Below are 20,648 nucleotides of genomic sequence, written 5' to 3'. Positions count from 1 at the left end.
CGGAGGGCGTGTCACGGCCGGCTGCCGTGACACGCCCTCGGGACGGTGAATCAGCGCTGGTTGTGGCCGCGGTCGCTGCCGCGGTCACGGTCGCGGTCGTGGCCCCTGTCACGGTCGTTGCCACGGTCACGGTCGCGGTCGTGGCCCCGGTCACGGTCGTTGCCACGGTCACGGTCGCGGTCGTGGCCCCGGTCACGGTCGTTGCCACGGTCACGGTCGCGGTCGTGGCCCCGGTCACGGTCGTTGCCACGGTCACGGTCGTGGCCGCGGTCACGCCCCCAGCTCTCGGTGTCGACGACCGAGCCACGGCGGTTCGACAGGGTGGCCCGGTCGGAGCGGTTGTCCCAGATGTGCTCGCGACGGTCCTGGTAGACGTCATGGCGGGTGTCACGGCCGGATCCCGTGTGCACCTTGACCGTCGAACGGCCGTCCAACCGCAGGTGGCGGAAGGTGTACTTGTCTCCCTCGCTGTTGCGCAGGGTCCAGCCCTTCAGGTCGACGCTCTGGCGGGACCGGTTGGTGATGTTCACCCACTCGCCGTTCAGCGAACGGTTGCTGCGGGTGTCCGGGCCGGGAGCGTTGTACTGGACGTCGCTGATGACGACCTGCTGACGGTCGGGGGCCCTGTCCTGGGCGGCGGACGCCGGCAGGGCGGCGGCCGCCACGACGGAACCGGTCACCAGGGCGACAGCGGTCAGACGGCGAGCGGCGGAAGAAGCAGACACGTGGTCCCCTTCGCATTCGTGCGCCGGCCCACCCAGCGTACGGACGGGCGGCGCTCTCCGAGTGGTACGTCCCGGCTGACTGCCGAGGTCCCACACTCTGCCGCCGTAGCAGGTTCTTTCGTAGGAAGCCCCCCTACAGGTGACAGAATGCGGACATATCCACAACACTCGGTTGCCAGATGCACATATATCGTTCGAATACAGAGTTCGAATCAATGCGCCACGCATCGACCCGTGGCCTGTGCGGGTCCGTCGTCGTTCAGCCAGGGTCGCGCCCTGGTGCGCCACTGCGCGCGCCACCTTGACGTTCACCAGAAAGTGGGTAACAAGGCCGGCGGGGCACGGGGGGGTGGACGCCTTCCCTTCACCCGGTTCCGCAGGGACAGGAACGGCGTGCGTCGCCGGACCGATCCCGGGCTGCGGCCCCGGTGCCGAAGAGCGCGCCGTGTCCGGAGACATCGAATGAGCGCTGAAGGACGTGAGCGCAGGAGGCACGCCCGAGGCACCGCGCCACGGCGAGGAGGGCTTGCCCACCCGCGGTGACGATCGAGGCGGTGAGGAGGGCCGGCGAGGGAGCCCTGCGAAAGGGCTGCAAGAAGGCAAGGAGGCGAACCCACTCCTTGCCACTCTCAACGTATAGCGCACCGGGGGGCTTGCGGCAAGGCCCCCGGCATGGCGCAGAATCGATCCTCGTGAAGCCGATTAACCACCCGACCATCAGCCCTACCAGCGTGTTCGATCTCCCCGAGCGTCTTTCCGCCAAGGCCGACCCGAAGCTGATCTCCGGCGACGAGGTGCACTTCACGGCCATCGCGGAGAGCCTGGAGCAGGCGATCGCCGAGCTGTCCGACCTCCGGGACGCCACGCTCAGGGCACCCGGCGGCGTGGGGCGGGAGGCGATGGACCGGGACCTGGAGGTGCACCGGCTGTCCGCCCGCCTGCGTGCCCTGCGCCGCTTCGGCCTGGACCTGTGCCTGGGGCACATCGTGAGCGCGGACGACCCCGAGCCCGTATACATCGGACGGCTCGGCCTCACCGACAGCACAGGCCGCCGCCTCCTGCTCGACTGGCGCTCCCCCGCGGCGGAGCCGTTCTTCGCGGCCACCCACGCCGACCCGATGGGTCTGGCGAGTCGCCGCCGGTACCGCTGGACCGGCGGCCGGATCAGCGACTACTGGGACGAGGTGTTCACCGCCGACGGACTCGAGGATCACGCCGCCGCGCTCGACGACCATTCCGCCTTCGTCGCCAGCCTGGGCGGCGACCGGTCGGCCCGGATGCGGGACGTGCTCGGCACCATCCAGGCCGACCAGGACGCCATCATCCGCGCGGGCTCGCGCGGCGCCCTGGTCGTCGACGGCGGCCCGGGTACGGGCAAGACCGTCGTCGCCCTGCACCGCTCCGCGTACCTGCTCTACTCCGACCCCCGCCTCGGTCACCGTCGGGGCGGCGTGCTGTTCGTCGGCCCGCACCAGCCGTACCTGGCGTACGTCGCCGACGTCCTCCCCAGCCTCGGCGAGGAGGGCGTGCAGACCTGCACACTGCGCGACCTCGTCCCCGAGGGGGCCGGGGCGGTGGCCGAGACCGACCCCGAGGTGGCCCGCCTGAAGTCGTCCGCCGACATGGTGAAGGCGATCGAGACGGCCGTACGGTTCTACGAGGACCCGCCCGCCCGGGGCATGACGGTGACCACCCCCTGGGCCTCCGTCCCCCTGACCGCCGAGGACTGGGCCGAGGCCTTCCAGGCGGCGGAACCGGGCACCCCGCACAACGAGGCACGCGCCCAGATCTGGGACGAGCTGGTCACGATCCTCGGGGACAAGCACGACGGCGAGGTCCCGCCGAACCTGTTCCGGCGAGCCCTGCGAAGCAACCACGAACTGGTCACCACCCTCAACAACGCCTGGCCGCTCCTCGAACCCACCGACGTCGTCTCCGACCTCTGGTCGGTCCCCGCCTACCTGCGCATGTGTGCCCCCTGGCTCGGCCCCGACGAGGTCGAGCGCCTGCGGCGCGTGGGCGAGGACGCCCAGGTCTGGACGGTGTCCGACCTCCCGCTCCTGGACGCGGCCCGGCAGCGGCTCGGCGACCCGAAGGCGTCCCTGCGCAAGCTCCGCCACGACGCCTCCGTCGCCGCCCAGCGCGAACGCATGGCCGGCGTCATCGACAACGTCATCGCCTCCGACGACGACGGCGAGGGCGCGGTGACGATGCTGCACGGCCAGGACCTGCGGGACAGCCTGATCGACAGGAGTGCCCTGCCCACGGCCGAACCGGACGTGCTCGCGGGCCCGTTCGCCCACGTCGTCGTGGACGAGGCCCAGGAACTCACCGACGCCCAGTGGCAGATGCTGCTCCTGCGCTGCCCGTCCCGCAGCTTCACCATCGTCGGGGACCGTGCCCAGGCCCGGCACGGCTTCACGGAGTCGTGGCGGGAACGGCTCGAGCGGATCGGCCTCGACCGGATCGATGTCGCCACCCTGAACATCAACTACCGCACCCCGCAGGAGGTGATGACGGAGGCCGAGCCGGTCATCCGCGCCGCCCTCCCGGACGCCAACGTCCCGACCTCCATCCGCGCAGGCGGCCTCCCCGTCGTCCACGGCCCGGTCTCCGACCTGGAGACGATCCTCGACACCTGGCTCGCCGAGCACTCCGACGGCAACGGAATCGCCTGCGTCATCGGCGACCCCACGTTCCGGGGCACGTCCCGCGTCCGGTCACTGACCCCGGAACTGTCGAAGGGCCTGGAGTTCGACCTGGTGGTCCTCGTCGACCCGGAGAGGTTCGGCAAGGGCATCGAGGGGGCGGTCGACCGCTACGTGGCGATGACCCGGGCGACCCAGCAACTGGTCGTCCTCACCTAACGCCGTAACCAGTTCCCGTACGCTCCGAATGCTCCGTTCCCTGACCGCGGCGTCTTTGAAACAGAGGAAGCAATGGACCACGCATTCACGCACGTTCCCCCCACCACCCTCGCCGACCTGCTGGGCCGCGCGCAGGTCATGGACATCGGCATCCGCCCGCTGTGGGACTCACCGCGCGTCGCAGGACCCGCGTACACGGTGCGGTGCGAACCCGGCGACAACCTGATGCTGCACGCCGCGATCTACCGGGCCGAACCGGGCTCGGTCATCGTCGTGGAGTCGGGCGACGCGGACCACGCGCTCGCCGGCGGCAACGTCTGTGCCGTCGCCCAGCGCCGGGGCATCGCGGCCTTCGTGGTCGACGGCGTCATACGCGACCTCGGCGAGGTGCGCGAGGCCGGCTTCCCGGTCTTCTCGCGCGGCGTCATCCCGATCCCCGGCACCAAGAAGAAGATCGGCGCGCTCGGTGAGCCGGCCCGGGTCGGCGGTGTCCTGGTGCACCCCGGGGACATCGTGGTCGCCGACGAGGAGGGCATCGTCGTCGTCCCCGCCGCGCGCGAAGAGGAAGTCCTCGAGGCCGCTCGGTCCAGGCTCACCAAGGAGGCCGAGGAATCCCTCGACGCCTGGGAGGAGAACCACCGCGCCCGCATAGAGAAGGCGCTGAGCGACCAGGGCTTCACCGGCTGACCCGGATCCCCCCGTCCGCGCCCGCCCACAGAATCCACGGAGAGGAACGACATGCGGCTTCGCTGCGCCGTGCTCGACGACTTCCAGAACATCGCCACCAGCATCGTCGACTGGAGCCCTGTCCATGACCGGGTGGAGGTCGTCGGCTTCACCGAGCACTTCGCTTCGGAGGACGAACTGGTCGCGGCGTTGGCCGACTTCGACATCGCCGTGACGCTGCGGGAGCGCATCCCGTTCCGCGCCTCCCTGCTCGACCGGCTCCCCCGACTCAGGCTGCTCATCGCTTCCGGCATGCGCAACTCGGTCATCGACTACGCGGCCGCCGAGCGCAACGGAGTCACCGTCTGCGGCACCCAGAGCTCCTCCACCCCGCCGGTGGAGCTGACCTGGGCGCTCCTGCTCGGCCTCGCCCGTGGCCTCGTCACCGAGAACAGCGCCCTGCGCACGGGTGGTCCTTGGCAGTCGACCGTCGGCGCCGATCTGCACGGCAGCCGCCTCGGCCTGCTCGGCCTGGGAAAGGTGGGCAGCGGGGTGGCACGGGTCGGGCTCGCCTTCGGTATGGAGGTCACCGCCTGGAGCCGGCATCTGACCAAGGAGCGCACAAACGAGGTGGGCGTCGAACTGGCCTCCTCCAAGGAGGAGTTGCTGCACAGCAATGACTTCATCTCGGTCCACCTCGTACTCGGGGAGAGCACCCGGGGCCTGCTGGGCGCCGCCGAACTGGCCATGATGAAACCGACCGCGTACCTGATCAACACCTCCCGCTCGGCGCTCGTCGACCAGGACGCCCTGCTCACCGCGCTGCACGAGGGCCGGATCGCCGGCGCGGGCGTCGACGTCTTCGACATCGAGCCGCTGCCCGCGGACCACCCCCTGCGCACCGCACCCCGACTGCTGGCCACCCCGCACCTCGGCTACGTCTCGCAGCTCAACTACCGCACCTACTACGGCCAGGCCGTCGAGGACATCGAGGCCTACCTGGCCGGCGCACCCATCCGCCGCCTCGGCTGACACCTCTTTCCACCACACGCGTGGCCTGCCCCTCGGAAAGAGGACGGGCCGCGGCGTGTCCCAGGGGCGCACCAGCACTCGCCGACGCGGAGTCGCCACGGCCGGGGACGGCTCGTCAGCCTGCGTTTCCCGGCGCCGATGGGCCGCCTGCCCGGCACGCCGACGCGAAGGCCGAACGTCAGTGCGGGCAGCTACGGTACGCCCGTGACCGAGATGACCGGCGACGACCGCCGCCTTCCGCCCGCCCTCGCCGACGTGGCCCGCGTCGAGTTCGACTACGCCGACGGTGACGGGATCGACTTCGAGCCCTACGGCGCCTTCGACACGGCCGAGGAAACCACCGACCGGCTACGCCAATGGACCGGAAACCCCGAACTCGACGGCGACGCCTACCGGCTGTTCGGGCAGGACGGCACCGGCGGTCTCGCGGCCGTCTGGTACGGACGGCCCGGTCGTCCTCTGGCCGAACAGCCGGTGGTGTTCATGGGGTCGGAGGGTGAGTGCGGCGTGGTGGCCGGCAATCTGTCCGACTTCCGGTGGGTGCCGGCCGACGGCATCGGACCGCTGGAGTCCGTGCTGTACGAGGAGCACGAGTCACGTCCGGACGCGAGCCTCACCCGGCGCGCCGAGCGACACGCCACCACCCCGCGCCGTCCGGCCCAGGACATCATCACCGAGGCCCGTGCCGAATTCCCGACCTTCACCCACAACATCGAGGAACTCTGCCGCTGAGCCGTGAGGGGCGGAGCACCGGTGCGAGCAGGGTAAGCCTCAGCAACGCGGCGACGGCCGGCACCACGGGGATGGCTTACCACCACCTGCGCAGCCACTCAGCCTTGACGAACACCCATGTCAGCAGCGCCATCACGACGGAGAACGCCAAGCCGAAGCCGGCCGCGAAACCGAAATGGGTGACGGCTTGCTCATCCCAGGGACCATCCGGCTCGACCACGTGAGCCATGAGCACGACATAGCCCGTCACCAGGGTCCAGAGCGAGCACGACCGCACACACGCCAGTGCCGATCCAGCTGAAGGACCTGGACTGTCGGTTCTCGGACACTTGGGGTGACGAACCCGCGCCCGAGCTCACCTCAACGCCTCCTTCGCGTCGTAGAGGTTCCGGTCGGCCTACCCGTACAAGACGTCAGCAGTGGAAGACGTACACAACAGGGCACGTGATCTCGCCGCCGCACGACTGACCACGATCGCCGCCTGAGACCATCGAGCCCATGGGCAAACACCACCGCCCCGGACCTCCGAACCAGCCGTCCCGCGCCGTCCCTCACATTGACGCCAACGCCCCGCTCGCCGCGTTCGACAAGCGACGCCGGCCGCCGATGGACCAGTACCGCCGTCACCGTCCCGTACACGACGGCGCCGGCCACCGTCGGCCCGACGAGCCGCGCGCCCTGGAGGAATGGGACGGCTTTACCCATCAGGTGGTCGGGGCAGCCGACGACCTCACCGCAGCACAGCAGTGGGTGAACGAACGCCCGATCGGTGATGACTCCGCCACATGACGACGTGGGAGGTCATCTACTCAGATCCAACTCCGCCCACACCGTCTTGGAGGGCACCGGGCCGTCGCACACGCCCCAGCGATCGGCCATTTCCTCGACCAGCAACAGTCCGTAGCCGGACTCGCGGGGCGCCTCGTCGTCGCCCTTCTCCCCGCGCTCCGGCCAACGGTCTCCCCGGGTGTCCGTCAGCTCGACGCGGAGCACGATCGGCGTGCCGGGCGCGATGGCGAGGGTGAGCCGAAAACTACGGCCGGGTACACGGCCGTGCAGGGCGGCGTTCGTCGCGAGTTCGGCCACGATCAGCCGGGCCGGATCCACCGGCATGCCCCATGACCGAAGTTGCTCCGTCGCCAGCAGCCTCGCCAGCCGGGCCCCGCGCCGGGTGGCGGACAGCGGAACCGTGAAGCGCGGCCCAAAAAATGCGGGGCCCGTAACGGAACTTTCGGTTCGGGTGATTTCTCCACTCATGTCACCCAGCGTGTTCGCGTATGCCTAGCCTGTGAAGCACCCGTGTCCGTGCGGAGCGCGACCGTCCGGGCCCGGCCCGGTTTCCGTCCGGTCCGTCCGTGGTGACGGTCCGCGTACGGCCGAAGTTGGACATACAGGTTCGGCGAAGGGCGGTGAGGGACGTGAGCGAGTGGAACACGGACCCGGAGGACGAAGAGGCCGGTGCCGTGATGCGGGCGGTCATCCGGCAGTTGAAGCTCTGGCGCGAGGCCGCCGGCATGACCCAGGCGGAGTTCGGCACGGCGATCGGCTACGGCCAGGAACTCGTCTCCTCCGTGGAACGGGGCCGCCGCATCCCCCGCCCCGAGTACCTGGACGCGGCGGACGAGGTCCTGGGCGCGGGCGGCAAGATCGCGGCGAACTCCTCCAGCGCGGTCTGGGGGTGAAGCGCCCCTGTTATCTGCGGCAAGGGGGAAAGGGGGAAGTGGTGTCCACCGTCGTGCAACTGCCGACCGGGAAGGCGTTGACCGTCCGGGCGGCGGCCGACGTGTTCCTCGACTCGCTCGGCAACCCGAACACGGTCCGGAACTACGGGATCGGGGTCGGCAAGACCGCCGAGCTCACGAGCTTGCCGGCTCCTGGGAACGGCGGGCGCTGATCGCAGTCGGCGCCTCGGCCGAGGCCACCGAGCCGAATCGCGCCAGGTAGTGCCACACCTTCTTGAGCGCCTGCGGGTCATAGCGTCCTGTACAGGCCGCTTCTCCTATGACCCTGGGATCGAGGCGCCCGCTCTCGGCTATCTCGGTGCCCAGGTCCACGTACTGCTGTCCGCGGTAGTCCGGATGGCGTCGCAAGTGCTCGGTGGTGAGCCGGAATCCGGCATGCCATTCGATGAGGCACGGGAACCGATGAGCCGCAGCTTCCACGGCTGTGCCCCGATAGCTCGGGTCCAGCACCAGAGCTTCCACATCACGATCGAGCCGGACCGGTCCGTGCACTTGGGTTTCTATGTAATCGTCCAACGCGTCCTGGCAGTCGTCCTCGGCCAGCTCGATGAGTGCCATGCGGGATGCGACGCCGAAGGCGGACGGCTCGAAGAAGCTGTCCGGGTAGCAGAATGTGGAGCGTGGAAGAGTGTCCGCAGCCAGCCGGAAGTGGGCGGATCCGAATCGGGGAGCCGCACCGACGGGCTTTCGTCGAAAATTCAGCGCTCCGTAGACAGGGCGCTCGTGGGCGGGTGCGCAGTCATATGCGCCGCCGAAGATGCGGCTCTCCCAGCGCCACCGGTCTCCACCCGGGTGCGCTGTCATCCCTCCGTTGCTGGTTCCCGTGACGAACTGCGATACGTAGACGCCATCGTCCGCGAGCTTTGCAAGGATCGGTAGGCCGCCGATCAGTCGATCAGGATGAAAGTTCAGCGTCACACGCAGGTGAGCGTCGAGCGGCTTTCCCGACGACAAGGCCTGGACATGACGCAGGGCTCGCTCTTGCGATGGCCGGGGCGTGTCAGCGCTCATCCGCGCAGTGTGCCTGAGCGTGATCTGTCATCGCATCCGGATTGAGCCCGTCAACCGACCGCGCTTCGCCGGCATAGGGCGTGGTGGTCTCCACGTGTGCCTCTGATCCCCGCTGCAGGGCATGCGGTGGAAGCGGCTGCCGCCCGCCCCGTTCCAAGGTGTAGATCACCATTCGTCGGCGTCCGGGGCGCTCAAAGACCGCATTCCGCCGGGCAGGTCGGGGAGTTGGGAGGAGTATCGGCCGAGCATGTTGACGTGGTGACAGACGAACGGGGAGAGACGGGGAAGCCCTCGTCGCGAACCTCGAAGCCGTCGGCGCGGAGCTGGGTGACGGCGGCGTCCAGGTAGCGGGTGTTCCACAGTACGACGGCGCTGAAGACCAGGCCGAGTGCACCGATCTGGCCTTGTCCGAACTTGGCAACCTGACCGCCCGGGGCCGTCCGTCCGCTGAAGCGGTCGCCGAGAGTAGCGGTCGGAATTCTTGAGGATCAGCGGCCTTCGGGCATGTCGCTGAGGCCGATCTCGCCAAGGTGCCCGACAAGGATGTTGGCGGGGCCTTGGACAATGCCCTCATGGACGACGCTTTCACGCTCCTTCGACGAGCGACTGATCTGCTCTCCGAGGGTGCCCGGGCCGAAAACGGCATGATGGTCGACGATGTGCGCGACTACCAGCGGCACCAAGAGTGGGAGCTCGTCCTCGACCTCTTGATGGAGATCGGGGATGAGCACCTTGTTCCCTTACGGTTCTGGTCGCTACTCGCGGACGCTGCCCGCCAGATGATGCTGGAGCACAGCGCCTGCTGGTGCGATTGGCGGGCCTGGGAGTTGCAGCACGGCACCTTCCGGGCCAGGTTGAGTCTCCTGAGCACGGAGGAGGGTGGACGCCGGACCGCGTTCTCCGGGCAGGGGCAGCTGCGGCCGCTCTGGGACATCGGTAACCGAGCACCCGATGGCGGGCAGGCGGTGAGCATTGCGCGGCTGTGGGTGGAGGGCGTGCCCGGGCTGGCCCCGGGAGAGAGTGCGACGGTTCGCTTGGCTCCCCTCAGCCCCGAACAATGGCGCCATGTCGAGCCCGGGGACGTGATCACCATGCACGAGGGCAGGCCGGTTGTCGGCGCGGCCGTGATCATCGAGGTCGCACCGCCCTCCGTCGCTGAGCACGAGGGAGATCTGTAGGTGAGAACCTCGACCCGTCAGATCGACGGCAGCGACAGACAGGGCAACTGCGGGTGCCGCAGGTGCTGCCCGCCTTCGTGGATGCACAGGGTGAAGGTCTCCGGTCCCGGCCGTCCGGCCGTGTCGTAGGCGTCGAGGACCCGCTCGACGCGTTCCCACAGTCCCACCGGGCCTCTCTCCCGCACCTGCCAACCGCCGTCGTCCGGGGTCAGGGTGGCGGCCGACCCGCTCACCACGTCGACCACGTGCACGACGTCGCCGACCGTGACCAGTTGTGCGTCGGGTACGGCGCTCTGCACGAGGAAACGCAGGTGAAAGGCTTCCTCGGTCGCGGCGGTGATCCGCTCGGGACCGTGCCGGCCGGCCCGCGGCTTGCCCGGCAGCTCCGCGGCCCAGTGGCCGGGGTTGCCGAAGGCCGGCGCCGCGTGCGTACGCGCCGACATGAAGGAGACCGTGCCGCCCAGCAGGCGGCCCTCGGCGGTGCCGTCCTCGGCGACCGTGAGCAGGACGCGGGCGTACCCGTAGAGCCAGCCCGAGAGCGTCAGGAGGATCGTGCCTCCCGGCCGGGTCTGGGCGACCAGGGCCGGCGGCACGGCCCGGAAGGAGCAGGCCGCCACGATCCGGTCGAACGAGGCCTCGGGCCAGTATCCGTACAGCCCGTCCGCGACCGCGAGAGTCGGTGTGTAGCCGCAGGCGTGCAACGCGCTCGCGGCCTGCTCCAGCCGGTGCGCGTCCACGTCGATGCTCGTGATGCCGGCGGAACCGAGGCGCTCGCAGGCGAGCGCGGTCGAGTAACCCGTCCCCGTGCCGATCTCCAGCACCGTGTGCCCTTCCCGGAGGTCGGCGTCGGCCCACATCCTCAGCACGAGCGACGGCAGGGTGGAGGACGAGGTCGGGGCCCCTCCGCAGCGCTCGGCCGGGTTCTTCCAGTCGGGTTCGTCACCGTCGAACTGGGTGATGAGCGTGGTGTCGGAGTACGCGGCGGCCAGCCAGCGCCCGTGGTCGAGCTGGGCGGTGACGGGCCGCCACACGGTCAGCCCCCGTCCGTCGCGCTCGTCGGCGGGCAGGTAGAAGCCCGGCACGAACCGGTGCCGGGGCACCGTCTCCACCGCCGCACGCCAGGCCGGATCGTCGTCCAGGAACCCGCGTGCGGCGAGGTCCTCCGCCATGGCCCCGCGCATCCGCGCGGCATCGGTCTCGGGATCGACGGGCATCGTCATGATCTATCCTCTCCTTCCATGTCCAGGATGTCGGCGAACGCCTCGGTGATGGCCGGGGCGTCGGGAAGCCAGCCCCACTGTCCGTTCGGATTGCACTCGATCGCCGTCCAGTGTTCCGGGTCGTCCCCGTCGCCGGTGAGCGCGAAGTCGAAACAGCCGAAGACCAGACCGAACGAGGCCAGGTAGCTGTGCAGCGCCGCCTCGACGGGAGACGGCACGACGATGGGGGCGTGGAGCAGGGCGTCCCAGTCGCCCCGACGCCAGTCCAGCGCGCCGTCCGGTGCGGCAACCTGCTGGGCGAAGACACGACGGCCGACCACGGTCACCCGTACGTCACCGGTTTTGGGGATCTCGGCCTGGAACAGGTGCGCGGTCACGGCGAGCGTGTCGTCGAAGGTCTCCGGGGCGACGCGCTGGGTCCAGATCGCCCCGGTGTGCCCGTCGTCGTCACCGGGCAGACCACGGAACGTCTTGCAGACGACGGGGCCGTGGTCGGCGGCGAACTCCTCCGCCGCCTTGACGTCGTTGGTGATCAGCGTCGGCGGGATCCTCAGGCCGAGTCGGGCGAACGTCCGGAGCTGGGCGGGCTTGAAGTCCGCACGGGCCACGGCGGCCGGGTGGTTGACGTACAGGGCGCCGGGCAGGTCGTTCAGGACCCCGCCGAGCCCGTGCCTCGCCTCGGCGGCGGCGAAGTCCCGCTGCTGACAGGGGAGGTGCGCGAACCGGGCGCCGTACGGAGTGGGGCGGCGGTAGTAGACCGCCGCCACCTCCCCCGGCTCCACCTCCCGGCTCGCCGTACGCAACCGCCCGCTCCACGTCGGGCCGTCCGCGCCGATGCGGAAGCCGAACGTCAGGGCGGGCCCGATGTCGGCCGGGTCGACGCGCACGACGGGCACCGTACGCTCGTTCAGCGCGGTGATCACCCAGTCCGCGGTGACGTCCTCCAGCGCGGTGACGACCAGGACGGTGGAGGCCATCGGTCAGTCCGACTCGTAGTCGGTGGTGCTGTCGTCCTGCTTCTGGGGCTGCGGACCGTTCCCGTCACCGCCCCCGGACACCGACGCGGTGCCCGTCGTCTTCGACGTGCCGTGCTTGCCCATCTTGACCGGCCGCCCGGCCGTGTCGGCGTAGCGGGCGGTCTGCGTGGCGGGGTCGAGCGTCACCGTCGCGTACGGCGGCGGACCGACCGGAAGCCGGTCGGTGACCAGGCGCATCGCCCACGGAGCCTCGGAAACGAGCGGTGTCATGCGGTGTCCCTTCTCTGATGCGGGAGCAGGCAGCCGAGTGGCTGCCCTATAAGCGAAATCGGCGGCTCGCTGCCACCCCGACCAGTGCGCGGTGCGGCGATTCCTTGATTCACATCACTGAGTGTGTTCACTCGTGCGTAATCTGTGAAGCCTGACAGCTCGTACGGCCGGTGGCTGTCCGTGGGGTGTCCGGTTCCGTCCGGGCTGCACGGGGTGACCGGGCGCGGGCGTCCGGAGTTGGTCCGGGGAAGGGCGCGTGGCGGAAGGGCGACAGGCATGAACGGGTGGGAAGCGGGACTGGACGACGAAGAGGCCGGCGCCGTGATGCGCACCGTTACACGGCAGTTGAAGCTGTGGCGAGAGTCGGTCGGCCTCACCCAGGCGGAGTTCGGGACGGCCATCGGGTACGGGGAGGAACTGGTGTCCTCGGTGGAACGGGGGCGGCGGATTCCTCGGCCGGAGTACTTGGCCGCGGCGGACGAGGTGTTGGGCGCGGGCGGCAAGATCGCTGCGATGAAGGGGGACGTGGCGGAAGCCCGCTACCCGAAAAAGGTGCGGGATGTGAAGCGCCTGGAGGCGGAAGCCGTCGAGATCTGCTCCTACAACAACTCGGTCATCGACGGGTTGTTGCAGACCAAGGAGTACGCGCGGGCCGTGTTCAGCTCCCGACGCCCGCCGTTCACAGAGGAGGAGTTGGAGCAGCAAGTGACTGCGCGGCTGGCTCGTCAGGAGATCCTCGGCACCGCAACGGCACGCCCGCTTTTCAGTTTTGTGCTGTGTGAAGCGACGCTACGCCGTTTGATCGGGGGCAAGATGGTGATGCGTGGGCAACTCGAACGCCTTTTGGAGGTGGCCCGGTTGCGCAACGTCGATCTTCAGGTCCTGCCCCTCAACCGGGAGGAGAACTCGGGGATCGACGGCTCGTTCCGACTGCTCAACCTCAAGGACGGGGCCACTGTGGGACTCAGCGAAGCGCCACTCACAAGCCGCGTCTTCTGTAACCCCAAGGAGACCACTGTCCTCGACATGCGCTACGGAATCATCCGGGCTCAAGCTCTCACGCCTCAAGAGTCGCTGGCCCTCATCGAGAAAATCCGGGGAGAGACATGACCCTCAAGCCCTCTGGTGGAAACATCACCGAGCTGGAGTGGATAAAGAGCAGCTACAGCACAGCGGACGGTCCGTCCTGCGTCGAGGTCGCGGCCGTCCCCGACCACATCCTCGTCCGCGACTCCAAGAACCCCAGCGGCCCCCGGCTCATCCTCACCCCCACCACCTGGGCGACCTTCCTGCCGTACGCCTCCGGGCACTGACGGAGCGAAACGAGCTACTGATGTCGGCCGCGACTGCGGCGCTACGGCAGTCGCGGCACCGTCTTCCGGACTCCGGCGTATGAGAGTCCCGGCTGCGGGCGACGTCCCGCCGACCGGGCCGACCGGGTTCGGCGGTCGCCAACGAACTCAAGTGGCTCCCCGACACCCTCACCTCGTTCGGCGTGAGCACTTTGCCTCACCTTGTGCACATCCCGCTCATATGTGCGCACAACCAACAGTTGAGTGGCAAGTGTCATCGATTCCGCAAGGACTACCAACACCCGAGACCTGCCCCGAACCGCCACTACCCGGCGGTTCGGGGCAGGTCTCGGGTGAGCGGCAGGGCTCGGAGCTCTTTCGCGGCAGGCGCCCGCCGCACCGGCGCGACCGCGCTGGCGGGAGCCGTCGACGATCTCAATCGTGGTTGGCCACCTCGGCCAGTGGTGGCCGGTCGGTACCGGCCCCGGCGGTCCGCGCGAGTCGGCCGGCGGACTCGGTGGCGCGGCGGCTGTCGTAGTCGGTGAGATACGGGGCGGTGAAACCCAGGTAAGCCGCCTTGCGCTCGGCGGGGAGATCCTTCCAGCCGGTGATGCGGTCACGACAGCGTGGTGAGCCGCACCGGCAGTGGGCGGCGAAGTGATCGACCGAGTAATTCCGCATGGCGTAGTCGAACGTGATCTCGTGTTCTGCCGGGATGGGCCGGCGCGCGACGAGGTCGTGCGCACCGTCGGCGTTGAGGCGGATTCCGCAGTTCGGCTCGCACGAGTGGTTCACCTTGGGGATGAGCCCGCCGTGCAGCACGAACCGTCCCTCGCTGACCTGGGAGGCGTGTGCATGGTTGTGGTCCAGCTCATGGTCGATGGTGCCGACCATCACCGTCTCGCCTGCCTGAAAGAACCGGGTGGCGAACACGCCTTCACCCTTGGCGTCGGTTCGTTGGAGCTCGTAGCCGCCGCTCACGTTGGCCTGCTCTCTCAAGAATCGGCTCTGCCCACGAGCCGGCCGTTCACGGATGAAGCGGACACCCCAGCCCCGGAACCCTCCGCCAGAGGGGGCACACATGATTTTTCGGACTGATCACTTGAAAGGTACTCAACCGAACGGCATCGCACGACACTGCTTCGCGCCTGATATTCGGCCATCCCGGGACGGGCAGGGCCCGAATGGCCACGCGGGCCCTGCCCGGACGCCTGTTCCCGGCGTTCCCGGCACGACGGAACGGCACCACGCCGTCGAGCGGTTGCTGGTACTCCGTGCCGGTGACGGACCCCACGGGGCCGGACGCCGAGCCCGCGCGCCCCTCCGCACCACGGCGGAACCGGCCGAAGGCGTCGAGGCCGGTGGTGTCGGAACCGGGGACCAGGACGGCGACGCGGTCGGCGTGCGCGAGGTCGCCGAGGATCTCGGTGACCAGTCCGGGACCACGGCTGTCGAAAGCGAGCAGATGCCGGACGGGCTGCGGGCTGCGGGCTGCGGGCTGCGGGCTGCGGGCTGCGGGCTGCGGGCTGCGGGCTGCGGAGAAACGACTCCGTGCCCCGGGAACTGCCGGACGGCAGTTCCCGGGGCACGGAGTCACCACGGGTGAAACGTCAGGTCGTCGACCGGCGCCTGCGCGCCCCCGGGCGCCGTTCGCTCGGCCGGGTCACCGGGTCGCCGGCCTCCAGTGCGGCCAGCCGGCGGCGGGCGCCGAAGTCGGCCAGGGCCTCCGCCAGCTTGTGCACCGACGGCTCCGGGGCCATGACGTCGACCCGCAGCCCGTGTTCCTCGGCCGTCTTCGCGGTCGCCGGGCCGATACAGGCGATGACCGTCACGTTGTGCGGCTTGCCCGCGATGCCGACCAGGTTCCGTACCGTCGACGACGAGGTGAAGAGCACCGCGTCGAAGCCGCCGCCCTTGATCGCCTCGCGGGTCTCCGCGGGCGGGGGCGAGGCGCGCACCGTGCGGTAGGCGGTGACGTCGTCGACCTCCCAGCCCAGGTCGATGAGACCGGCCACCAGTGTCTCGGTGGCGATGTCGGCGCGCGGCAGGAAAACCCTGTCGATCGGGTCGAAGACCGGGTCGTACGGCGGCCAGTCGTCCAGCAGCCCCGCGGCCGACTGCTCGCCGCTCGGCACCAGGTCCGGCTTCACGCCGAAGGCGATCAGCGCCTTGGCGGTCTGGTCGCCCACCGCGGCGACCTTGATCCCGGCGAACGCACGGGCGTCGAGACCGTATTCCTCGAACTTCTCCCGCACCGCCTTGACCGCGTTGACCGAGGTGAAGGCGATCCACTCGTAGCGGCCCGTGACCAGGCCCTTGACCGCGCGTTCCATCTGCTGCGGGGTACGCGGGGGTTCGACGGCGATGGTCGGCACCTCGTGCGGCACCGCTCCGTAGGAGCGCAGTTGGTCGGAGAGCGACGCCGCCTGCTCCCTCGTCCGCGGCACGAGCACCTTCCAGCCGAACATCGGCTTGGACTCGAACCACGACAGCCGGTCGCGCTGGGCGGGGGCGGAACGCTCACCGACCACGGCTATGACCGGCCGGCCGCCCTCGGGCGACGGCAGCACCTTCGCCTGCTTCAGCGTCTGCGCGATCGTGCCGAGCGTCGCCGTCCAGGTGCGCTGCCGGGTCGTCGTGCCCGCGACGGTCACCGTCAGCGGGGTGTCGGGCTTGCGACCGGCGGACACCAGTTCGCCCGCCGTCGCGCCCACCGAGTCGAGCGTCGTGGAGACGACCACCGTGCCGTCCGACGCCCCGACCTCGGTCCAGCACCGGTCGGACGCGGTGCGCGCGTCCACGAACCGTACGTCCGCGCCGTGCGCGTCCCGCAGCGGCACACCGGCGTACGCGGGTACGCCGACCGCGGCCGCGATACCGGGGACGACCTCGAAGGGCACCCCGGCCGCCACGCACGCCAGCATCTCCTCGGTGGCGTATGCGTCGAGGCCGGGATCACCGGGCACCGCACGGACGACCCGCCTGCCGCCCCGTGCGGCCTCCATGACAAGATGTGCCGCATCCCGCACCGCGGGTGCGCCTACGGTTGTTGACGCGCCGTCAACAACCGTGAGCTGAGGCGTGCCTGTGCCCGGAGCGGACAGCGCGGAGGAACCCGCCGAGTCCGTTTCCGTGGGCACCTCGGCGACGCCCTGCCTGGCATGCCGTCGTACGACGTCGAGCACCTCGTGCCCGGCGACGAGAACGTCCGCGTTCGCCAGCGCTTCGACGGCGCGCAGAGTCAGCAGCCCCGGATCCCCGGGTCCGGCACCGAGGAAGGTGACGTGCCCGTGTTCCGGAGGAGGTGGAAGGGTGGTGGGGCTCACTGTGCTCGCTCCCCCATCAGACCGGCCGCGCCCTGCGCGAGCATCTCGGTGGCGAGTTCGCGACCGAGCGCCATCGCCGCCTCATGCGTCTCAGGCACGGGACCGGTGGTGGACAACTGCACCAGCGTGGTGCCGTCGGTCGTGCCGACGACGCCCCGCAGGCGCATTTCCTTGACAATCGGCCCGTCCGTCAGCAGGTCGGCGAGCGCCCCCACAGGGGCGGTGCAGCCGGCCTCCAGAGCGGCGAGCAGAGACCGCTCGGCCGTCACGGCGGCCCGTGTGAACGGGTCGTCGAGCTCGGCGAGCGCGGCGATCAGCTCCGTGTCGCGCACGGAACACTCGACCGCCAGGGCCCCCTGGCCGGGGGCGGGCAAAACAGTGTCGACCGACAGGAAGTCGGTCACCTCGTCGCTGCGTCCGACCCGGTTCAGTCCGGCGGCGGCCAGCACGACGGCGTCCAGCTCACCGCTGGTGACGTACCCGATCCGGGTGTCGACGTTCCCGCGGATCGGCACCGTCTCGAACTCCAGGCCGTGGCCGGCCGCGTACGCGTTCAGCTGGGCCATCCGACGCGCCGAGCCGGTGCCGATGCGGGCGCCGCGCGGGAGGTCGGTGAGCTTGAGCGCGTCCCGGGCGATCATCACGTCCCGCGGGTCCTCGCGCACCGGTACGGCGGCCAGGACCAGCTCGTCGTGCGGCGTGGTCGGCAGGTCCTTGAGCGAGTGCACCGCGAAGTCCACCTCGCCGCGCACCAGGGCGTCACGCAGCGCGGCCACGAAGACGCCCGTACCGCCGATCTGCGCCAGATGCTCGCGCGACGTGTCACCGTACGTGGTGATCGGGACGAGCTCGACAGGCCGTCCGGTCACCTGGCTCACGGCATCCGCCACCTGCCCGGACTGGGCCATGGCGAGCTTGCTCCGCCTGGTCCCGAGCCTCAGTGCCTTTCCAGTCATGCCGGCCCTCGGTTCTCTGCGATGTTCGCGTTCGTCGCGTTCGTCGCGTTCTTCTCGGTACTTTCCTCGGCTCGGGAGACGGAGGCCACCGTCTCGGGCTCGAGGTCGAACAGGGTGCGCAACGCGTCCGCGTACCCGGCGCCGCCGGGTTCGGCCGCGAGCTGTTTGACCCGCACGGTCGGCGCGTGCAACAGCTTGTCGACCACCCGCCGTACGGCCTGGGTGATCTCCGCGCGGTGCTTGTCGTCCAGGCCGGGCAACCGGCCCTCGAGGCGGGCGATCTCGCCGGACACCACATCCGCGGCCATGGTGCGCAGGGCGACCACGGTCGGCGTGATGTGCGCGGCCCGCTGTGCCGCCCCGAATGCCGCCACCTCGTCGGAAACGATACGCCGGACCTGGTCCACATCGGCAGCCATCGGAGCGTCCGCGGACGCCTGGGCGAGCGTCTCGATGTCGACCAGCCGCACCCCTGCGAGGCGGTGCGCGGCAGCGTCGATGTCGCGGGGCATCGCGAGGTCGAGCAGGTGCAGCACGGGCTCCGGGCGCGGCGGCTCGGCCACCGGCTCCGGACGGCGCCGCTCGGGGATCCGGCCGACGCTCGCCGCGGTCGCGGCCAGCGCGCCGATCAGCTCGGGGTCCGCCTGGGCCGTCCCGTCCGCGTCGACGCCGCGCCGGCCGCTCTGGTGGCGGTCGACGGCGCTGCCCGCGGCCCACGTCGCGTGCTGCTCCAGTGTCGCCGCGTCCATGCCGGCGACGGCCGCCTCGCCCATCACGGAGAAGCCGGGCGGCACGGAGGCCAGGTCCAGCGGGCAGTCCTCGTCGGTACCGGTGCTCACGGGAGGCAGGGGGGCCGTCCGCGCCTCCGGCACCTCGCCGCGCACGGTGTCCGGCTGCGCCCCGACCCGGTCCTCGACACCGGCGGCGAGCGCGTCGGCGGTGAGGACGAGCCCGGTCGCGCCCGTGCAGGAAACAACGACGTCGGCACGTGTCAGCTCGAACTGCACCGATCCCATCGGTACCGCGCGGGCCAGCACGTCCGTGTCGTCGTCCTCGGCCAGGCGTTGCCCATACTGCTCTCCGAGCAGGTCGGCGAGGCGCTCGGCACGGTCGGCGGTGCGGTTGGCGATCACGATCTCGGAGACACCGGCCCGCGCGAGCGTGGCCGCGGCCAGCGACGACATCGAACCGGCGCCGATGACCAGGGCCTTCTTGCCCTGCGCCCAGGTCGCGACGGGCGTGCCGAGGGCCAGCTGCTCCAGGCCGAAGGTGACCAGGGACTGCCCGGCGCGGTCGATGCCGGTCTCCGAGTGAGCACGCTTGCCGACCCGGAGCGACTGCTGGAACAGGTCGTTCATCAGCCGGCCTGCGCTGTGCAGTCCCTGCGCACGCGCCAGCGAGTCCTTGATCTGGCCGAGGATCTGCCCCTCGCCCACCACCATCGAGTCCAATCCGCAGGCCACCGAGAACATGTGGTGGACGGCTCGGTCCTCATAGTGCACATAGAGATAGGGAGTGAGCTCCTCCAGGCCGACCCCGCTGTGCTGGGCCAGCAGCGTGGACAGCTCGGCGACACCGGCGTGGAACTTGTCCACGTCGGCGTACAGCTCGATGCGGTTGCAGGTGGCGAGCACCGCGGCCTCGGTGGCCGGCTCGGCGGCGACCGTGTCCTGCAGCAGCTTGGTCTGCGCTTCCATGCTCAGCGAGGCCCGGTCCAGCACACTGACCGGCGCGCTGCGGTGGCTCAGTCCGACGACGAGGAGACTCATGTCGGCATCACGGCGGGCACGTCCCCATCGGGTCCCTGGTCGGTGACGGGCTCCTGGTCCGCCGCACGGCGCGCGACAGCGGGCCCCTGGTGGGAGGCGGCGGCCGGGACGACGGTCCCGGCGGCGGCCAGCTCCCCGGCCTTGCGCTGCTCGTGGAAGGCGAGGATCTGCAGCTCGATGGAGAGATCCACCTTGCGCACGTCGACACCGTCCGGGACGGACAGCACGGTCGGCGCGAAGTTCAGAATGGAGGTGACCCCCGCGGCCACGAGACGCTCGCAGACCTGCTGGGCGGCACCGGCGGGCGTCGCGATGACGCCGATCGACACGCCCTCGTCCTGGACGATCTTCTCGAGTTCGTCGGTGTGCTGCACCGGGATCCCGGCGACGGGCTTTCCGGCCATCGCGGGATCGGCGTCTATGAGCGCGGCGACCCGGAATCCGCGGGAGGCGAACCCGCCGTAGTTGGCGAGCGCGGCACCGAGGTTACCGACACCGACGATCACAACCGGCCAGTCCTGGGTCAGGCCGAGTTCACGGGAGATCTGGTACACGAGATACTCGACGTCGTAGCCGACGCCCCGGGTCCCGTAGGAACCCAGGTAGGAGAAGTCCTTGCGCAGCTTCGCGGAGTTGACGCCCGCGGCAGCCGCCAGCTCCTCCGAGGAGACCGTGGGAACCGAGCGCTCGGACAGCGCGGTGAGGGCGCGGAGGTACAGCGGAAGCCTGGCGACGGTGGCCTCGGGAATCCCTCGGCTACGGGTCGCCGGTCGGTGAGTTCGGCCAGTTGCCACGGTGCTCCTGCGGGTAGAGCGGGGCTTCAGGCGGTCACACGTCCCCGGACCGCCCCGTCGCATGCAGGCTATGTCTTTGTGAACGCGTGCA

The 20,648-nt window shown here is 70.1% G+C and carries 21 protein-coding genes and 3 pseudogenes; 10 read left to right on the top strand and 14 right to left on the bottom strand.

Features of this window, described 5'->3' with window-relative positions; genetic code table 11:
* Window positions 1-50 precede the first annotated feature (50 nt).
* Window positions 51-725, bottom strand: a complete 675-nt coding sequence (locus tag ACFPZI_RS04465) for a lamin tail domain-containing protein (RefSeq protein WP_381358482.1) — start codon at window positions 723-725, stop codon at window positions 51-53.
* Between the two features lie 731 nt (window positions 726-1,456).
* On the opposite strand from ACFPZI_RS04465, the gene helR reads away from it, so the two are divergent.
* The 4 genes from helR to ACFPZI_RS04445 all read left to right on the top strand — a co-directional run bounded on the left by helR (window position 1,457) and on the right by ACFPZI_RS04445 (window position 6,022).
* Window positions 1,457-3,592 carry an RNA polymerase recycling motor ATPase HelR gene (gene helR, locus ACFPZI_RS04460; RefSeq protein ID WP_381358478.1) on the top strand — a complete coding sequence of 712 codons (2,136 nt, stop codon included), beginning with the start codon at window positions 1,457-1,459 and terminating at the stop codon, window positions 3,590-3,592.
* Between the two features lie 72 nt (window positions 3,593-3,664).
* Window positions 3,665-4,279: an RraA family protein gene (locus tag ACFPZI_RS04455; RefSeq protein WP_381358476.1), complete on the top strand. Its 615-nt coding sequence runs from the start codon at window positions 3,665-3,667 to the stop codon at window positions 4,277-4,279.
* 51 nt (window positions 4,280-4,330) lie between these two features.
* Entirely contained in the window at window positions 4,331-5,290 is a 960-nt protein-coding gene (locus ACFPZI_RS04450; protein WP_381358473.1) for a D-2-hydroxyacid dehydrogenase family protein, read from the top strand.
* Window positions 5,291-5,494: 204 nt separating this feature from the next.
* Window positions 5,495-6,022, top strand: coding sequence for an SMI1/KNR4 family protein (locus tag ACFPZI_RS04445; RefSeq protein WP_381358470.1), 528 nt, complete (start codon window positions 5,495-5,497; stop codon window positions 6,020-6,022).
* Window positions 6,023-6,098: 76 nt separating this feature from the next.
* Here the strand turns inward: ACFPZI_RS04445 and ACFPZI_RS04440 are convergent, their stop codons facing one another.
* Window positions 6,099-6,251 (bottom strand): hypothetical protein, encoded by a 153-nt coding sequence (locus ACFPZI_RS04440; RefSeq protein ID WP_381358468.1) that lies wholly within the window; start codon window positions 6,249-6,251, stop codon window positions 6,099-6,101.
* 269 nt (window positions 6,252-6,520) lie between these two features.
* Between ACFPZI_RS04440 and ACFPZI_RS04435 the strand changes: the two genes are divergently transcribed.
* Window positions 6,521-6,811: a DUF6087 family protein gene (locus ACFPZI_RS04435; protein WP_381358466.1), complete on the top strand. Its 291-nt coding sequence runs from the start codon at window positions 6,521-6,523 to the stop codon at window positions 6,809-6,811.
* A 12-nt stretch (window positions 6,812-6,823) separates the two neighbouring features.
* Here the strand turns inward: ACFPZI_RS04435 and ACFPZI_RS04430 are convergent, their stop codons facing one another.
* Complete coding sequence (locus ACFPZI_RS04430; protein WP_381358463.1) at window positions 6,824-7,279, bottom strand: ATP-binding protein; 456 nt, start codon at window positions 7,277-7,279, stop codon at window positions 6,824-6,826.
* A gap of 209 nt (window positions 7,280-7,488) precedes the next feature.
* Here ACFPZI_RS04430 and ACFPZI_RS04425 point away from each other — a divergent pair.
* Both ACFPZI_RS04425 and ACFPZI_RS04420 read left to right on the top strand, forming a co-directional pair.
* Window positions 7,489-7,677, top strand: a pseudogene (locus ACFPZI_RS04425) (helix-turn-helix domain-containing protein); the annotation flags it as partial.
* 68 nt (window positions 7,678-7,745) lie between these two features.
* Window positions 7,746-7,877, top strand: a pseudogene (locus ACFPZI_RS04420) (site-specific integrase); the annotation flags it as partial.
* Window position 7,878: 1 nt separating this feature from the next.
* Here the strand turns inward: ACFPZI_RS04420 and ACFPZI_RS04415 are convergent.
* Both ACFPZI_RS04415 and ACFPZI_RS04410 read right to left on the bottom strand, forming a co-directional pair.
* Window positions 7,879-8,775 carry a DUF3626 domain-containing protein gene (locus tag ACFPZI_RS04415; RefSeq protein ID WP_381358461.1) on the bottom strand — a complete coding sequence of 299 codons (897 nt, stop codon included), beginning with the start codon at window positions 8,773-8,775 and terminating at the stop codon, window positions 7,879-7,881.
* Window positions 8,776-8,940: 165 nt separating this feature from the next.
* A pseudogene (locus tag ACFPZI_RS04410) lies at window positions 8,941-9,182 on the bottom strand (Tn3 family transposase); the annotation flags it as partial.
* A gap of 165 nt (window positions 9,183-9,347) precedes the next feature.
* Between ACFPZI_RS04410 and ACFPZI_RS04405 the strand changes: the two are divergent.
* Complete coding sequence (locus ACFPZI_RS04405) at window positions 9,348-9,953, top strand: hypothetical protein (RefSeq protein WP_381358458.1); 606 nt, start codon at window positions 9,348-9,350, stop codon at window positions 9,951-9,953.
* A gap of 17 nt (window positions 9,954-9,970) precedes the next feature.
* On the opposite strand, the gene tgmC is transcribed toward ACFPZI_RS04405, so the two are convergent.
* The 3 genes from tgmC to ACFPZI_RS04390 are packed head-to-tail and all read right to left on the bottom strand — an operon-like array spanning window position 9,971 to window position 12,420.
* Window positions 9,971-11,173: an ATP-grasp peptide maturase system methyltransferase gene (gene tgmC / locus ACFPZI_RS04400; RefSeq protein ID WP_381358456.1), complete on the bottom strand. Its 1,203-nt coding sequence runs from the start codon at window positions 11,171-11,173 to the stop codon at window positions 9,971-9,973.
* Window positions 11,170-12,150, bottom strand: a complete 981-nt coding sequence (tgmB, locus tag ACFPZI_RS04395) for an ATP-grasp ribosomal peptide maturase (protein ID WP_381358454.1) — start codon at window positions 12,148-12,150, stop codon at window positions 11,170-11,172. Before tgmB ends, tgmC begins: the two co-directional genes overlap by 4 nt.
* Window positions 12,151-12,153: 3 nt before the next feature.
* A complete protein-coding gene (locus tag ACFPZI_RS04390; RefSeq protein ID WP_381358452.1) occupies window positions 12,154-12,420 on the bottom strand; it encodes a putative ATP-grasp-modified RiPP in 267 nt (88 codons plus the stop codon).
* Between the two features lie 276 nt (window positions 12,421-12,696).
* Between ACFPZI_RS04390 and ACFPZI_RS04385 the strand changes: the two genes are divergently transcribed.
* Together ACFPZI_RS04385 and ACFPZI_RS04380 are read left to right on the top strand one after the other, a co-directional pair.
* Window positions 12,697-13,530 carry a helix-turn-helix domain-containing protein gene (locus ACFPZI_RS04385; protein WP_381358449.1) on the top strand — a complete coding sequence of 278 codons (834 nt, stop codon included), beginning with the start codon at window positions 12,697-12,699 and terminating at the stop codon, window positions 13,528-13,530.
* Window positions 13,527-13,733 (top strand): DUF397 domain-containing protein, encoded by a 207-nt coding sequence (locus ACFPZI_RS04380; protein WP_381358446.1) that lies wholly within the window; start codon window positions 13,527-13,529, stop codon window positions 13,731-13,733. The genes ACFPZI_RS04385 and ACFPZI_RS04380 overlap by 4 nt, the downstream gene beginning before the upstream one ends.
* 414 nt (window positions 13,734-14,147) lie before the next feature.
* Here the strand turns inward: ACFPZI_RS04380 and ACFPZI_RS04375 are convergent, their stop codons facing one another.
* From ACFPZI_RS04375 to ACFPZI_RS04350, 6 genes are read right to left on the bottom strand one after another with little or no spacing between them, the layout of a single operon-like run.
* Window positions 14,148-14,711 carry an SET domain-containing protein-lysine N-methyltransferase gene (locus ACFPZI_RS04375; RefSeq protein WP_381358443.1) on the bottom strand — a complete coding sequence of 188 codons (564 nt, stop codon included), beginning with the start codon at window positions 14,709-14,711 and terminating at the stop codon, window positions 14,148-14,150.
* A 28-nt stretch (window positions 14,712-14,739) separates the two neighbouring features.
* Window positions 14,740-15,309 carry an alpha/beta hydrolase gene (locus tag ACFPZI_RS04370; RefSeq protein ID WP_381359472.1) on the bottom strand — a complete coding sequence of 190 codons (570 nt, stop codon included), beginning with the start codon at window positions 15,307-15,309 and terminating at the stop codon, window positions 14,740-14,742.
* A 13-nt stretch (window positions 15,310-15,322) separates the two neighbouring features.
* Window positions 15,323-17,038: a bifunctional uroporphyrinogen-III C-methyltransferase/uroporphyrinogen-III synthase gene (locus tag ACFPZI_RS04365; RefSeq protein WP_381358441.1), complete on the bottom strand. Its 1,716-nt coding sequence runs from the start codon at window positions 17,036-17,038 to the stop codon at window positions 15,323-15,325.
* Window positions 17,035-17,994, bottom strand: a complete 960-nt coding sequence (gene hemC, locus ACFPZI_RS04360) for a hydroxymethylbilane synthase (RefSeq protein WP_381358438.1) — start codon at window positions 17,992-17,994, stop codon at window positions 17,035-17,037. The genes ACFPZI_RS04365 and hemC overlap by 4 nt, the downstream gene beginning before the upstream one ends.
* Window positions 17,991-19,763 (bottom strand): glutamyl-tRNA reductase, encoded by a 1,773-nt coding sequence (locus ACFPZI_RS04355; RefSeq protein ID WP_381358436.1) that lies wholly within the window; start codon window positions 19,761-19,763, stop codon window positions 17,991-17,993. The genes hemC and ACFPZI_RS04355 overlap by 4 nt, the downstream gene beginning before the upstream one ends.
* Window positions 19,760-20,557, bottom strand: coding sequence for a redox-sensing transcriptional repressor Rex (locus ACFPZI_RS04350; RefSeq protein WP_381358433.1), 798 nt, complete (start codon window positions 20,555-20,557; stop codon window positions 19,760-19,762). Before ACFPZI_RS04350 ends, ACFPZI_RS04355 begins: the two co-directional genes overlap by 4 nt.
* Between the last annotated feature and the right edge of the window lie 91 nt (window positions 20,558-20,648).

It is taken from the genome of Streptomyces chlorus, from assembly GCF_042655885.1.
GTDB classification, from domain to species: domain Bacteria; phylum Actinomycetota; class Actinomycetes; order Streptomycetales; family Streptomycetaceae; genus Streptomyces; species Streptomyces chlorus.
This window is presented reverse-complemented; position numbering and strand designations above follow the sequence as displayed.

What these genes read in the sequence shown, in the direction of transcription:
- ACFPZI_RS04385 (WP_381358449.1), top strand. Translation starts at nt 12,697, where the DNA reads ATGAACGGGTGGGAAGCGGGACTGGACGACGAAGAGGCCGGCGCCGTG.
- ACFPZI_RS04355 (WP_381358436.1), bottom strand. Translation starts at nt 19,763, where the DNA reads ATGAGTCTCCTCGTCGTCGGACTGAGCCACCGCAGCGCGCCGGTCAGT.
- tgmB (WP_381358454.1), bottom strand. Translation starts at nt 12,150, where the DNA reads ATGGCCTCCACCGTCCTGGTCGTCACCGCGCTGGAGGACGTCACCGCG.
- tgmC (WP_381358456.1), bottom strand. Translation starts at nt 11,173, where the DNA reads ATGACGATGCCCGTCGATCCCGAGACCGATGCCGCGCGGATGCGCGGG.
- hemC (WP_381358438.1), bottom strand. Translation starts at nt 17,994, where the DNA reads ATGACTGGAAAGGCACTGAGGCTCGGGACCAGGCGGAGCAAGCTCGCC.
- ACFPZI_RS04390 (WP_381358452.1), bottom strand. Translation starts at nt 12,420, where the DNA reads ATGACACCGCTCGTTTCCGAGGCTCCGTGGGCGATGCGCCTGGTCACC.
- ACFPZI_RS04405 (WP_381358458.1), top strand. Translation starts at nt 9,348, where the DNA reads ATGGACGACGCTTTCACGCTCCTTCGACGAGCGACTGATCTGCTCTCC.
- ACFPZI_RS04435 (WP_381358466.1), top strand. Translation starts at nt 6,521, where the DNA reads ATGGGCAAACACCACCGCCCCGGACCTCCGAACCAGCCGTCCCGCGCC.
- ACFPZI_RS04455 (WP_381358476.1), top strand. Translation starts at nt 3,665, where the DNA reads ATGGACCACGCATTCACGCACGTTCCCCCCACCACCCTCGCCGACCTG.
- ACFPZI_RS04430 (WP_381358463.1), bottom strand. Translation starts at nt 7,279, where the DNA reads ATGAGTGGAGAAATCACCCGAACCGAAAGTTCCGTTACGGGCCCCGCA.
- ACFPZI_RS04380 (WP_381358446.1), top strand. Translation starts at nt 13,527, where the DNA reads ATGACCCTCAAGCCCTCTGGTGGAAACATCACCGAGCTGGAGTGGATA.
- ACFPZI_RS04440 (WP_381358468.1), bottom strand. Translation starts at nt 6,251, where the DNA reads ATGGCTCACGTGGTCGAGCCGGATGGTCCCTGGGATGAGCAAGCCGTC.
- ACFPZI_RS04450 (WP_381358473.1), top strand. Translation starts at nt 4,331, where the DNA reads ATGCGGCTTCGCTGCGCCGTGCTCGACGACTTCCAGAACATCGCCACC.
- ACFPZI_RS04415 (WP_381358461.1), bottom strand. Translation starts at nt 8,775, where the DNA reads ATGAGCGCTGACACGCCCCGGCCATCGCAAGAGCGAGCCCTGCGTCAT.